This is a genomic window from Pseudomonas sp. PS01303, from assembly GCF_029959385.1.
GTDB classification, from domain to species: domain Bacteria; phylum Pseudomonadota; class Gammaproteobacteria; order Pseudomonadales; family Pseudomonadaceae; genus Aquipseudomonas; species Aquipseudomonas rustica.
In genome coordinates, this window is sequence record NZ_JASCPK010000157.1 from 1 (window position 1) to 13,724 (window position 13,724).

11 protein-coding genes are annotated in these 13,724 nt (G+C 61.4%); 3 read left to right on the top strand and 8 right to left on the bottom strand.

The features are described from left to right. Nucleotides 1-88: 88 nt before the first annotated feature. The 8 genes from QMX93_RS26425 to QMX93_RS26460 all read right to left on the bottom strand — a co-directional run bounded on the left by QMX93_RS26425 (nucleotide 89) and on the right by QMX93_RS26460 (nucleotide 9,944). The gene (locus QMX93_RS26425) at nucleotides 89-1,477 is read right to left on the bottom strand and encodes an amidohydrolase family protein (RefSeq protein WP_053121389.1); all 1,389 of its coding nucleotides are present in this window, start codon (nucleotides 1,475-1,477) and stop codon (nucleotides 89-91) included. Between the two features lie 13 nt (nucleotides 1,478-1,490). Further along, entirely contained in the window at nucleotides 1,491-2,858 is a 1,368-nt protein-coding gene (locus QMX93_RS26430) for a nucleobase:cation symporter-2 family protein (RefSeq protein WP_159814670.1), read from the bottom strand. 379 nt (nucleotides 2,859-3,237) lie between these two features. Continuing rightward, nucleotides 3,238-4,299 (bottom strand): GTP-binding protein, encoded by a 1,062-nt coding sequence (locus QMX93_RS26435; protein ID WP_282358471.1) that lies wholly within the window; start codon nucleotides 4,297-4,299, stop codon nucleotides 3,238-3,240. A 171-nt stretch (nucleotides 4,300-4,470) separates the two neighbouring features. Next, a complete protein-coding gene (locus QMX93_RS26440; RefSeq protein ID WP_282358477.1) occupies nucleotides 4,471-5,094 on the bottom strand; it encodes a UbiX family flavin prenyltransferase in 624 nt (207 codons plus the stop codon). Between the two features lie 11 nt (nucleotides 5,095-5,105). After that, a complete protein-coding gene (locus QMX93_RS26445; protein ID WP_282358472.1) occupies nucleotides 5,106-6,491 on the bottom strand; it encodes a UbiD family decarboxylase in 1,386 nt (461 codons plus the stop codon). 316 nt (nucleotides 6,492-6,807) lie between these two features. Then, the gene (locus QMX93_RS26450; protein ID WP_008081961.1) at nucleotides 6,808-7,713 is read right to left on the bottom strand and encodes an amidohydrolase family protein; all 906 of its coding nucleotides are present in this window, start codon (nucleotides 7,711-7,713) and stop codon (nucleotides 6,808-6,810) included. A 4-nt stretch (nucleotides 7,714-7,717) separates the two neighbouring features. Next, on the bottom strand, nucleotides 7,718-8,647 hold the full coding sequence (locus tag QMX93_RS26455; RefSeq protein WP_008081962.1) for an amidohydrolase family protein: 930 nt from the start codon (nucleotides 8,645-8,647) through the stop codon (nucleotides 7,718-7,720). A 391-nt stretch (nucleotides 8,648-9,038) separates the two neighbouring features. Next, nucleotides 9,039-9,944 (bottom strand): LysR substrate-binding domain-containing protein, encoded by a 906-nt coding sequence (locus QMX93_RS26460; RefSeq protein WP_282358473.1) that lies wholly within the window; start codon nucleotides 9,942-9,944, stop codon nucleotides 9,039-9,041. Nucleotides 9,945-10,062: 118 nt separating this feature from the next. On the opposite strand from QMX93_RS26460, the gene QMX93_RS26465 reads away from it, so the two are divergent. Genes QMX93_RS26465 through QMX93_RS26475 form a run of 3 tightly spaced genes read left to right on the top strand, consistent with a single transcriptional unit; the run spans nucleotide 10,063 to nucleotide 13,640 of the window. Continuing rightward, the gene (locus tag QMX93_RS26465) at nucleotides 10,063-10,527 is read left to right on the top strand and encodes a (2Fe-2S)-binding protein (RefSeq protein ID WP_159815707.1); all 465 of its coding nucleotides are present in this window, start codon (nucleotides 10,063-10,065) and stop codon (nucleotides 10,525-10,527) included. After that, nucleotides 10,527-12,740 (top strand): molybdopterin cofactor-binding domain-containing protein, encoded by a 2,214-nt coding sequence (locus tag QMX93_RS26470; RefSeq protein WP_282358474.1) that lies wholly within the window; start codon nucleotides 10,527-10,529, stop codon nucleotides 12,738-12,740. Before QMX93_RS26465 ends, QMX93_RS26470 begins: the two co-directional genes overlap by 1 nt. 6 nt (nucleotides 12,741-12,746) lie before the next feature. After that, nucleotides 12,747-13,640, top strand: a complete 894-nt coding sequence (locus QMX93_RS26475) for a LysR substrate-binding domain-containing protein (RefSeq protein ID WP_282358475.1) — start codon at nucleotides 12,747-12,749, stop codon at nucleotides 13,638-13,640. Nucleotides 13,641-13,724: the final 84 nt, after the last annotated feature.

Here is a 13,724-nt window from a genome sequence, read left to right on the forward strand (position 1 = left end):
GCCGAAGGCTGCGATCTTTTGACTTGGTTTTTTAAAAGACAAGATCAAAAGATCGCAGCCTTCGGCAGCTCCTACACGGGATCGGGGGTCAGTCGTCAACGTTCATCAGTTGTTGCACGCCTTCCCACGCTTCGGCGCGCATGCGTTCGATGTCCAGGCCGGGGATTACGCCGTTGTCGACCACGATCCTGCCGCCGACCAGGCTGTATTTCACCGTGATCGGTTCGCCCGCAACCACTGGCGCGACGGCGCTGTCGTGGAAGCCGTAGAACCGTGGGTGGTCGAGGCTGTAGACGACCAGATCCGCCGCTTGCCCGACTTCCAAAGTGCCAACCGCGCCGAGCCCCAACACCTGCGCGCCACCCGCTGTGCCCCAGTGAATGACGTCTTCTGCGGTGGTCGCCGAGGCGCCTTGTTCGGCGCGGTGGATCAGCCACGCGGTGTTGGCCTCACCGACCATGCTTCCGGATTCATTCGACGCTACGCCATCCACGCCTAGAGAAATCGGCACACCTGCCTCGTACATCTGCGGCACTGGCGCGACGCCGCTGCCCAGCCGCGCATTGCTCACCGGGCAGTGGGAGATGCCGGTGCCGGTCTGCGCGAGCATGCGGATTTCGCCCGGTTGCAGGTGTACGGCGTGGGCGAACCAGACGTCGGGGCCGAGCCATTCGTGTTCGGCGACGAATTCCACCGGCAGGCAGTTGTATTTTTCGCGGCAGAAATTCACGTAGTTCTGCGTTTCCGACAGGTGCGTATGCAGGCGCAAACCGAGGCCGCGTGCGGTGTGGGCGAGTTCGCGCAGCAGCGTTGGCGGTAGCGAGAACGTTGGCGTGGTTGGCGCGACAACCACGCGACGCATCGCGTCTGGAGTGTCCTGGTGATACAGCGATTTCAGCCGTTCGATGTCGCCGACCATTTGCTCAAGGCTTTCCGGTTGCAGCGCGGTTTTCGAGAAGCCCGGATGTGCGCTCGCCGATTCCAGCGCGCCGCCCCGGCACAGCACAAAACGCAGGCCAAATTCATCGGCCATGTCGAACAGCAAGTCGCCGGTCTCGGTGCTGCCGTGAGCGTGGTAGAGGTAGTGGTGATCGGCGCAGGTGGTGACGCCGGACAGCAGCAATTCGACCATGCCTAGCCGTGCAGCAATCCGCGCCAGTTGCGGGGTAAAGCGGTTCAGGCGCGGGTAGGGCACGCTCGCCAGCCAGCCTTGCAGATCCTGATTCAGCCCCTCGGGCACGGCTTTGAGTAGGTTCTGGAACAGGTGATGGTGGGTGTTGATCCAGCCGGGATAGACCACGCAGTTGCGCGCGTCGATCAGCCGTTCGCCGGGTTGTGGTTCAAGGTTCGCGGCCATTTCGGCGATGCGACCGTTGACCACGCGGATGTCCACGGCCCCGGCCCGCGCGCGAGGGCCGCGCAGGCCGGTCATCACCGCGACCGGGTTTTTGATCAGGATGTTCTGAAGTTGAGTCATGGGCAGCTCCAAACTAAAGGATGTGCGAGGCGGATTTACTGGCGGTGGTTTCCGGCACGCTGACGCCATTCAGCGCGGCGTTGAGCAGCACCGACACCAGGCAAGCGATAACCACGCTGCTGTGCAGGAACGGCTGCGACCACTCGGGGAGTTGTTTAAACAAGGTGGGTGCGAGCACCGGTACCAGCGCGGCGGCGATGGTGAAACCGACGATCAGCACGTTGTAGCGATTGCGCTCGTAATCGACTTTGGCGAGGGTCTGAATGCCCGCCGCCGCGACCACGCCGAACATCGCAATGCCAGCGCCACCGAGGGCGGCGGTCGGCATCGAAGCGATGATCGCGCCGGCCTTCGGCACCAAGGCAATCGAGCACATCAGCAAGCCGCTGACCGCGACCACCCAACGGCTGCGCACGCCGGTGAGGATCACCAGGCCGACGTTTTCCATGAAGGCGATGAAGGGAAACGCGGCGAACATCCCGGCGATGGTGCTGGCCAAGCCATTGGCGCGCAGACCGTTGATGACCTGTTTGTCCTCGACCGGTTTTTCGACGATGTCGCCGATGGCCACGAACAGCCCCATCGACTCGACCATCTGCACGATCATCACCACCACCATGGTCGCGATGGGGATCAGGCTGAAGGTTGGCAGGCCGAAGTAGAACGGGTAGGGCACGGTCAGCCACGGCGCATCTTCGACGCTGTGAAAACTGCCCATGCCCAGACCGTAGGCCAGTCCGGCGCCAACCAGCATCCCGATCAACACCGCCATGTTGCGCAGCATCGGGCTGCCATAGCGGTTGACCAACAGGATCGTCAGCAACACCACCACCGCCACACCAAGGAACGCCGGCGCGCCGAAGTTGCTCGCGTTGCGCCCGCCGCCGACCCATTCGTAGGCAATCGGGAACAGCTGTAAACCGATCACGGTGACGATGCAACCGGTGACCACGGGCGGAAAAAACCGCCGTAATCGACCGACGAAGGGCGCCATCAGCATGGTGAAAATCCCCGCGCCGATCACCGCCCCGCAGACCCCGGCGAACCCCACCTCCGGGTTGCTGCCGATGGCGATCACCGGGCCAACGCTGCTGAACGCCACGCCTTGCAGAATCGGCAGGCGCACGCCGAATTTCCAGAAGCCGACGGTTTGCAGAAGGGTGGCGATGCCGGAACAGAACAGCGTGGTACTGATCAACACCACCGTGTCGGCGTGAGACATTTTCAACGCACTGGCGACAATCAACGGCACGGCGATGGCGCCGATGTACGAGACGGCCATGTGTTGCAGGCCGAGGGTGAGCATCTGTCGCACCGGCAAAACGCGGTCGACGGGGTGCACGGTGGATGCGGTTTTTGATGGGGATGTGGCTGACGACATGGGGAAACACCTCTGGCTGTTTTTATGCGGTAGAGAGGGGTATTCGTCTGATGCCTGCTGCAGATCCCCTGTAGGAGTGAGCCTTTGTGGCGAGGGGATTTATCCCCGATCGGCTGCGCAGCAGTCGCAAATCCAGCGAATACGGTTTGTCTGATAAACCGCGAATTCAGGTTTTGGGGGCGCTTCGCACCCCATCGGGGATAAATCCCCTCGCCACAAATTAACTGCCTCCCCGCAGGTAAGTTGCCTCAGCAAAAGAAAATTGCCTCAGCACAGAACCTCAACACAGGGATCACTCCACAGATTTCAGTGCCATTGGGCATCAGTCATTCGTACACATGTGCCCGAAGCCGCCATCCACCGGCTCCGATGCCTTGTTTCAGCCTGCCAGGCAGGCGGCGAAGCCCTGGTTCAGGGCCGCGCGATCCAGGTCGCGGCCGATGAACACGATCTTGCTCGAGCGGGGCTCCGTGCCCCACGCGGTCGAGGCGCGGAATTCCACCAGGCTGTGCACGCCTTGCAGCACGTAGCGCTGGTCTTCATTGGCCACGGCGAGCACGCCTTTCATGCGATAGAGGTTGTCGGCCTGGGAGGAGCGCAGCTCGCTGATCCAGCGATGGAACGCCATCAGGTTGACCGCGCCGTCCACAGCGATGCCCACCGATGACACGCTTGGGTCGTGTTGGTGATCCTGCTCTTCAATAGAGTGCTCAGCGTGATGCTCATGGTCGTGGTGATCGTGATCGTGCTGATCCGCACCGATTTCCATGAGCTTCTGCGTGCATTCAAACGCGCCGATACCGAGGATCTTCGTCAGGTCGATTTGCGCGTGGGTCGAGGTCACCAGATCTGCCGTGGCATTCAAGCCACGGATCTTGCCGCGCAACGTTTCCACTTCTTCAGCGCTGACCAGATCGACCTTGTTGATGACGATCCGGTCGGCGCAAACGATCTGATCCACTGCCTGATTGTCGACGCCGTCGAGTTGCAGATCCTCCAGGTGCTGGGCGATGTGCTTGGCGTCGACCATGGTCACGATGGCGTCGAGTTCGACTTCATCGGCGATCGGGTCATTGATGAAAAAGCTCTGCGCCACCGGGTACGGATCGGCCAGGCCGCTGGTCTCGATGAGGATGTGATCGAGGCGCACCGGGCGCGCGACCAGCTCTCTGACGATGCGCACCAAGTCCTCGCGGACCTCGGCGGTGCAGCACACGCAGCCGTTGACCATCTCGTAGATTTCTTCGGTCTCGGAACTGAGGACGAGGTCGCCGTCGATGCCGACTTCACCGAATTCGTTTTCGATCACGGCGATTTTGCGGCCGTGGTTTTCCTTGAGGATGTAGTTGAGCAGGGTGGTTTTACCGGCACCGAGGAAACCGGTGAGGATGGTCACGGGGATTTTGGTGTTGCGGGTTGGGGCGTTGAATGGGGTGTTCATGGTGAGGCTCCTTTGATTGACCGGTGCACACTGAATTCGGGGTGATTAAATTTTTGATGTGTAACCCTTGTGGTGAGGGGATTTAGCGAAACGTCGCACCGCCCCGTTGGGTCGCGAAGCGGCCCCAAATCCTGCCACCGCGCTGTATCAGGCAGACCGCGGTTGCCGGTTTTACGACTGCTGCGCAGCCGAGCGGGGATAAATCCCCTCGCCACAGGGTTTCACTTCTACATGCAGGTCTGGTTTGGGTTCTCGCCAGCGGGTTGCAACGCCGGCATCAAGGCCGAACAGGTCGAGCACGCGGCCGAGGCTGTGGTCGACCATTTGCGCGAGGTTTTCCGGGCGGGCGTAGAACGCCGGTACCGGCGGGGCGATGATTCCGCCCATCTCGGTGACGGCGGTCATGTTGCGCAGGTGGGCGAGGGTCAGCGGGGTTTCGCGGGCCATCAACACCAGCGTGCGGCGCTCCTTGAGCGTGACGTCGGCAGCACGGCCGATCAGCCCCGATGAGGTGCCAGTGGCAATCTCCGCCAGCGTCCTCATCGAGCACGGCGCCACCACCATGCCGAGGCAGCGAAACGAACCACTGGCAATCCCGGCGGCGACGTCATCGGCGCGGTGGTAATGACTGGCCAGCGCGGTGACGTCGGCGAGTTTGTAGTCGGTCTCGTGGGCCATGGTCAGCAGCGCCGCGCGGCTGATGATCAGGTGGCTTTCGATGTCCAGTTCAGCGAGCAATTGCAGCAAGCGCACGCCGTAGATGAAGCCGGACGCGCCGCTGATGCCGACCACCATCCGATGCCGGTTCACGATTCCAGTCCTTTGAGCAAAACCCGCGCGCGTTCCAGTACATCCTGATCCAGCTGCGCCTTGATCCCGTCAAACCCGGAACCGCGAGTCGCATCCAGGCCCATCCGCGAAGTGGTGCCGTTGACCGACGACGAAGGATCGAGCGGACTGCCGGGCAAGCCATCGATGGTGAAAATATCCAGGTGCGGCTGGAAGTGTGTGGCCAGTGCCCACAGCACCTGGCTGTCATCGCTGATGTCGATATCGCTGTCCACCGCGATCACGGTTTTCAGGTACGGATCCCAGCCGAGCAACGCCTGCATGATCTGCCGCGCCTCGCCGTCGCGGCTCTGATCCAGCGCCACGTAGCAGTGAAAATGCGTGCCGGAATTCGGGTAATGCACGGCGGTGACAGCGGGGAAACGTGCCTTGAGTTTTTCGCTCATCTCCGCTTCGCGCGGCAGGCGGGCGAGGGTCAAATGCTCGGCGTAGCGGCCGCCCATCACATCGACCAGCCAGGCGTCCTTGCGCTTTAACAGGGTGTCGACACGCAGCACATTGTTGGTCGAGCGATCCGAGGAATAACCGCTGAATTCACCGAACGGGCCTTCCTCGGCATAGGCCGCCGGGTCGATCGCGCCTTCCAGAACAAACTCGGCATACGCCGGTACACCGATGCCGTAGCGCGGGGTTTTCACTAACTCCAGCGGCGCACCAAACAGCCCGCCGGCGACGGCGCGTTCATCGGCGCCATAGGGCAAGCGTGCAGCGGCGGCGAGCATGAACAGTGGGTGCGCGCCAACCACCATGGCCACACGCAATTCTTCGCCACGTTCGCGCGCGGTTTGCAGCATCCGCCACAAATGACCGCGTGAATGCAGGCTGGTGGCGAGGGCCTGGCGGGCGTGGCGCATCGAGCGGTGATAGCTCATGTTGGCGATGCCGGTCAGCGGGTCTTCGGCAACGATGATCGCGTTGGTGATGTACGGCCCGCGATCGCTGTCGAAGTGCTTGAGCATCGGCAGCAGCGCCAGATCCAGCGCTTCGCCTTCGAAGACTTCATCGAGGATCGGGCCGCTCTCCACATAACGCGGGGCGATGGCTTGGTTGGCGCGGGTTTGAAAGGTTTCGTGCAGTTGCGCAGGCGTTACGCCGAACAGCCGAGCGATTCGGGTTCGGGAGGCGAACAGATTAGTCGCCACCGGCACGCCGAGGTGGCCGACGTTTTCGCAGATCAGCAGCGGATCGCGGCCTTGGGCGGCGAGGGCATCGACCAGGGCGGTGACGTCCTGATCGGCAGAAATCGGTTGAGTGACGGTCAGCACATCGTCCGGATACTCACGGCGATAGGCGTCGATGAACACGTGAAAGTCCTGAGAATCGCCGAGCGTCGAACGGGTCATGGTGTCACCTCGTAAAAAGCAGGCACGCAGGGGTGAGAGGGCGTTCGCGCGGCCAGCCGTTGGCCTGCCGGTCGAACGAACGCCGGGTCATCTTCGTGCCTGTAAAGTCGCTGTGTGCTCTTTGCACAGATCCCTTGTGGCGAGGGCCTTTGTGGCGAGGGGATTTATCCCCGTTGGGCTGCGAAGCGGCCCCAAATCCTGCCACCGCGCTGCATCAGGCAGACCGCGGTTGCCGGTTTTACGACTGCTTCGCAGCCGAACGGGGATAAATCCCCTCACCACAGGAAACTCCATTCCCACATTGGGTTGTGTGTATCTACAAGTACGTGGTGGTCAGGCGTATGTCGGCCTCGGCCAGATCCTTCGGCGGTGGCGTCGGTTCGATCCCGCACAACCTTGCGATGTTGTTGCCCAGATAGTCTTCGAGATGATCCTCATCAATCCCCAAGCCTTGCGGTGCCGGCGAGCACAACACTTCCAGTTCCCGCAGCCACATCCCCGGCTCATTCGGCGGCGAGTCCGTGCCAAACACGATCTTGTTGCGCGGCAGTTCCTTGGCGAATTCGACGATCCGCGACTGGAAGCACCAGCCCGATTCGCAGTACACGTTCGGCGTGTCCATCGCCATCCAGAACGCTTCGAACGAGTAGTTGCCGCCGGTCTGGATACCGAAGTGACCGATGATGAAATTGACCATCGGGAACTCGCGGATGATCGGGTAGAACATCGTCGGGATCGTGTACGGGCCGTCGCCGGTGTGGATCAGCACGACGATGTTGTACTTGGCGCAGACCTTCATCGCCGGACGTAGCCAGTCGAGTGCGCGATCCGGGCGATAGCCGTGCATGTTGGCGTGCAGTTTGAGCATCTTGAAGCCGTATTCCTTGATGTGGAATTCCAGCTCCGCCGCACCGTTTTCCGGTCCCCAGCGCGGGTTGAAGTTGAAGTTGCCGATGAAGCGATCCGGGTACTTCATGCACAGTTCGGCGATGTACGACATGTAGTCGCGTACGCCTTCGCGGCCCCGGCGGTTGCCGTCGCGATAACCGGTGTTGCCCGGTGGCGGCTGGATGAAACCCATGTCGATGCGGCGTGGTTTGCCGTTGATCATGTACGGGCCGTCCATCAGTTTGAGCATGCGCTCGCCGGTGAACGGTTCGCCAGTGTGGCGCCAGGCCTCGTCGACCAGATTTGTTGGGTGCAGATGGGTGTCGATGATCATCGGTTCAGCTCCTGGCCAGTTGAGTGGTGACGGGGCGCTTGAGTTGCGCCTCTGCTTCGGAAACGGAACGGGGTGGCGGGGTTGGCTCAAGGCCGATCATCCGCGCGGTGTTGTTGCCCAAGTAGTCCTCGAGGGTGTCCTCGTCGAGGTTCAGACCTTGCGGCGGTTCGTGGCAGAGCACTTCGAGCAGGCGCAGCCACATGCCCGGTTCGTTCGGCGGTGTGTCGGTGCCGAAGAGGATTTTGTGCGTCGGCAAGACCTTGGCGAATTCGACGATCCGCGATTGCAGGCACCAGCCGGATTCGCAGTAAACGTTGGGCAATTCCATCGCCCATTGCATCGGTTCAAACACGTAGACGCCACCGGTCTGCACGCCGAAGTGGGCCATGATGAAATTGACGTTGGGGAACTCCTTGATCATCGGCACCCATTCCGATGGGATGCTGTAAGGGCCGTCGCCGGTGTGCAGCTTGACCGGAATGCCCAGCTCGGCGCACTTCTCGAAGCATGGGCGCACCCAGTCGAGCGCACGGTCAGGACGGTAGGCGTGCATGTTGGCTTGCATCTGCACCATGCCGAAACCGTGTTCCTTGACGTAGCGCTCTATCGCCTCGACGCCGTTTTCCACGCCGCAGCGCGGGTTGTAAACGAAGCAGCCGATGAAACGATCCGGGTAGGTCTGCACCATTTTCAGGGTGTAGGCCATGTAGGCGTCGATGGATTCACGGCCGGTCAGGTCGCCGTCGGTCCAGGTGTAAATCGTGTTGCCTTGCGGCGGCTGGATGAAGGCTTTGTCAATGCGGCGAGGCTTGCCGTTGACCATGTACGGGCCATCCATCATCTCCAGCAGACGCTCGCCGGTGAACGGGTCACCGTCATGCCTCCAGGCGAGGTCCACCAGATCGGTGGGATAGCAGCTGATATCGATGATCATTGCAGTCGATCTCCTGATAGCGGGGAAGGGAGCCTTGCGGCTCTCGGCATCCACGTCCCGGGCAATCGGCCGTTTCTATGCGCAAGACTCGCGCATTCCCTCGCCTGTTCGCATCCGGCCCGGGTGGGTGGCTGCTGAGGGCGAGTATTGGAAAGGGGGGAGGGGTTCGTACAATATTAATTGGGCGGGGTGGTGATATGCGTTCGATATGGGCAGATCAGGAGCTACCCTCACCCCAGCCCTCTCCCGGAGGGAGAGGGGGCCGACCGAGGTGTTTTTCGCGATGCATCGACCTGAAAGTTCGAGTCGATTATGGATTCAAAGCTGATCTCTCAAGTCGGCGTAATTCGTCAATATCCCACGATCAGTCCCCTCTACCTTTGGGAGAGGGCTAGGGTGAGGGCTGGATTTCAAGTGTACGCAAAGCCAACAGTTTGATCGCCTCAACCACCGGCGCCACACGCTCCGCCTGCCCATGCGGCCACACCGCGTAAAGGTTGTAATGCGCCGCAATCTGCGCCTCGTTCAACGCCACCAACCGCCCACTGCGCAACGCATCAGCCGCCAGCAATCCACGCACCAACCCTGCACCAACGCCAGCCTCGACAGCGGCGATCAGGTTGGCCGCATTATCAAAAATCACCCGCGCTGGCGGTTCGGTCGGGGTCATTCCGGCCGCATCCAGCCACGGAATCCACGACCTTCGCGTATAGCCCAACAACGGCAACTCCAAAATCTGTGCCGGGGTCAACGGCACCTGCAACCCATACCGTTCCAGCAAATCCGGCGAAGCCACCGCCAACACCCGATCGCCACAAATCTGCGTCATCTCGCAGTCGTCCCAATCACCATAGCCATAGCGCAACGCCAGATCGACCCGCTCAAACGTGCTGCGATCACTGCGCGGCATCGACAGCAACGTCACCTCGTAATCCGGCAGCCCATCGAGCAACTGCGGCAGGCGCGGATTGAGCCAGCTCTGCGCCAGTTCGCTGTCGACATCAAGCGTCAACCGTTGCGCGACGCTGCGGTTTTTCACCGACGAGATCGCCCGGTCAATCTGCGCCAGACCGTCCGACAAGACACTGGCAAACAACTGCCCGGCATCGGTCAGGTTGCTGCCACCCCCCTCACGCACGAACAACGGCTGGCCAATGAAATCTTCCAGCGCACGAATCTGCTGGCTTATCGCACTGTGGGTCAGATCCAGTTTGCGCGCAGCGCTGGAAAAACTGCCGCTGCGTGCGGCGTGGATAAACGCGCTCATGGACTGCACCGACGGGTATCGCTTGTACATGTTGTTAGTCCTGCTTACAGCGGTTGGCAGAAATCGTCGCTGGCCGCGTGTTGCTCAGGGTTCCAATAATCGGTGACCAGGCCTGCACAAAGACGGGCCGCTCTTTTGGAGCCTGACAATGATTGCATTCACGGTGAACGGCGAACGACGCGAGCTGGATGAAGCGTCCTCTTCCATGCCCTTGTTATGGGTCTTGCGTGATCAACTGAAACTCACCGGCACCAAGTTCGGCTGCGGCATGGGCCTGTGCGGTGCCTGCACCGTGCACCTGGACGGCGTCGCGGTGCGTTCCTGCCAATTGCCGGCGGCCGCCGTCGCGGGCCACAGCATCACCACCATCGAAGGTTTGTCGCCGACGGAAAACCATCCGCTGCAACTGGCCTGGGTCGCCGAAGATGTGCCGCAATGCGGCTACTGTCAATCCGGGCAGATCATGTCCGCCGCCGCGCTGCTCAACACCGGTGCGGCGGTGACCGACGATTCGATCCGCAACGCCATGTCCGGAAATATCTGCCGCTGCGGCACTTACGGGCGCATCAACAAAGCGATCAAACGTGCGGCGAATGCGCCGAAGGAGGCCTGATGAGCCTTATCGACGACACCCGCATCGAACTGCCGCGGCGGGTTTTTCTCAAGCAAGCGGCGACCGTCGCTTCCGGACTGGCGATTGCCCTGTATCTGCCCGGCGGCATCGCAGCCACCGATCCAAAAGCCATGGCACCGGCCAACGAATTTGAGCCGAATGCCTGGGTGCGGATTTTTCCCGACGGCACGGTGAAACTGGTGGTGCACAAGCACGATTCCGGCACCGGTACGCAAACGGCATTGGCCGCGTGTGTGGCGGAAGAGCTGGACGTCAACCCGATGACCGTGCAGGTGATTACCCCGGAAGATCCGTTTTTCGAAACCTACATTCATCCGGTCTGGAAAGTCTTCTCCACGGGCGGCAGCACCAGCGTTTCCCTCGAATACGATCGCTTGCGCATGGCCGGTGCCACGGCGCGGGCGCTGTTGATTACAGCAGCGGCGAAACAGTGGAAAGTCAGCCCCGACAGTTGCACCACCGAGGAAGGTCGCGTCGTTCACACGTCGAGTAAGCGTAGCCTCGGTTACGGCGAACTGGTCGGGGTCGCGGCGAATCTGTCAGCGCCGACCCACGTCACGCTGAAAGACCCGACGCAGTTCAAATACATTGGCAAGCTGCGGCACAAACGCGATGCGGCGGCCAAGGTGTGCGGGCGGTTCAAGTACAGCATCGACGTGCAATTGCCGGACATGTTGGTGGCGGTGATTCAGCGTGCGCCGGTGGTTGGCGCGAAGGTCGTCAGCGTCGATTCAGCGGCGGCTCTGCAAGTGCCGGGCGTGCGCAAGGTGCTGGCGATTCCGGGGCGTCCGGATGTGCTCGGCGGCAATCTGGAAGGCGTCGCCGTGTTGGCGGATACGTTCTGGGCCGCGCAGCAGGGCCGCAAAGTATTGGAGATCAAGTGGAGCGATTCACCGCTGGCCGGGTTCGACAGCGAGCAGTTGTTCAGTGCTCAAGCCAAAGCCATTGGCGATCCGCAAGCGCAAACCGTCAAAGCCATGACCCAAGGTGATGTCGCCGGGCAATGGGCGGGCGCGGCGAAGCTGATCGAAGCCGATTACACCATGCCCTACAAGGTGCAAAACCCGCTGGAACCGATCTGCATCACCGCGCAGGTCAAGGACAAGGCAATCACCTATTGGGGCGGCGTGCAGGTGCCGTCGTCGGCACTGGAAGCGGCGCAAACTGTGTGCGGGATCGACAAGGCCAACGTCACCATTCATGAGTTGGTCTCGGGCGGCAGCTTCGGTGCGCGGGAAGCCAAATACTGGTTGTTTGAAGTCGCGTATCTGGCGCAGAAAACCGGCGTGCCGGTGAAACTGCTCAACAGCCGTGAAGATGAAATGCACGCGCTGTTCAATCATCCGGCAACCTTGCATCGGGTCAAAGGTGCGCTGGATGCTCAAGGCAGACTCAGTGCGCTGCAACTGCACGCGGTGTCGCCAGCCTCGCCGGAACAGTGGGAACCGGGTTATTTCGAACGCCCGGACAAGATGGATTACAGCACCACCGAAGCGATCACCGCGTGGGACTTCGCCTACCGTCCACCGCATCTGGAATTGAATTGGGTCAAGCACGAAAGCGACGTGCCGAGCGGCTGGTATCGCTCGGTGAGTTTTATTCCCAACGTGTTTGCTGTGGAAAGTTTCATGGATGAGCTGGCGCACGCGGCCGGTGCAGATCCACTGGCGTTCCGCCTGGCCAATATGCAGGAACGACCACGGCATGTGGCGGTGCTCAAGCAGGCAGCCGAGCGCGCCGGTTGGGGTCAGCCGTTGCCACCTGGCACGGCGCTGGGCATCGCGACCAATCAGGGTTACACCAGTTTTATCGCGGTGGTCGCAAGGGTAGCGACGGCCGATGGAAAGCCGAAAGTCGAGAAGCTCACCTGTGTGGTTGATTGCGGTTTGGCGGTGTCGCCGGGCGGTGTTGAAGAGCAAATCTACGGCGGCCTGATGTGGGGCTTCGGTCACGCGTTGTTCGATCGGCTCGACATCAAACAGGGCCGGGTAGTGCAGAGCAACTTCCATGATTATCGCGTCACGCGCATGTCCGACATGCCGGGCACCGACATCCTCGTGCTCGACGGTGAGCCGAGCAAACCGGGTGGCGTCGGCGAGTTGGGCAGCCCTTCGGTGGTGCCGGCCATCGCCAATGCGTTGTTCGCGCTGACCGGCGTGCGCCAGCGTTCGACGCCACTGAGCCTGGGATAAATCGCCATGGACTTGCGCTTGCTGCGGTACTTCATGGCGTTGGCCGATGAGTTGCACTTCGGTCGCGCCGCCGAACGCCTGCATATCTGCCAGCCGCCGCTGAGCCAGCAGATTCGTTTGCTGGAAGAGGAACTGGGCACGCCCCTGTTCGAACGCAGCCATCATCGGGTCGAACTGACGGCGGCGGGGCAGATGCTCAAGGAGCAGGCGCCGCTGGTGTTCGAACAGCTTGAGCGGGCGCTGGATCTGACCCGGCAGACCGGACGTGGCCAGCTCGGTGAACTGGAAATCGGCATGATCAGTTCGGTGATGGTCGGCGTGCTGCCCAAGGCTTTGCACCTGTTTCGCGAGCGCTATCCGCAGGTCAATTGGCGCCTGCACGAAATGACCCCGGCGGCGCAGGTCAAGGCGTTGAAGGAGAAACGCATTGACGCCTGCGTGTTTCGTGTCGGTTATGACGACCCGCTGTTGCGCAATGAACTGCTGATTTACGAGCCGATTCACGTGGTGATGCCGGCGGATCATCCGCTGGCGCAGCGCGAGATGCTGGCCCCGGCAGATCTGGCGCAGGAGCCGTTTGTGGCGCTGGAGTTGAAGCAGTCGCGGTTCGCTAATTTTCTCTATCAGTGCTGCATTCAGGCCGGGTTTACCCCGCAGATACGCCAGCAGGTGATTGAGGTGCAGACGTTGCTGAGCCTGGTGCGCGCCGGGTTTGGCGTGGCACTGTTGCCGGCGTCGATTGAACAGTTGGCGCCGGCGGGGCTGGTGTTTCGACGCCTGACCCCGGCGTTGCCGGAAGTGCCGCTGTATGCAACGTATCGGGCGGATGATGCCTCCCCCGTCCTGAAACTCTTCCTCGATACCCTGCGAGAACTCAACGGCAACCCCCAACCCCTGTAGGAGCTGCCGAAGGCTGCGATCTTTTGATGTTGCTTTTAAAAAACAGGATCAAAAGATCGCAGCCTTCGGCAGCTCCTACAGGGG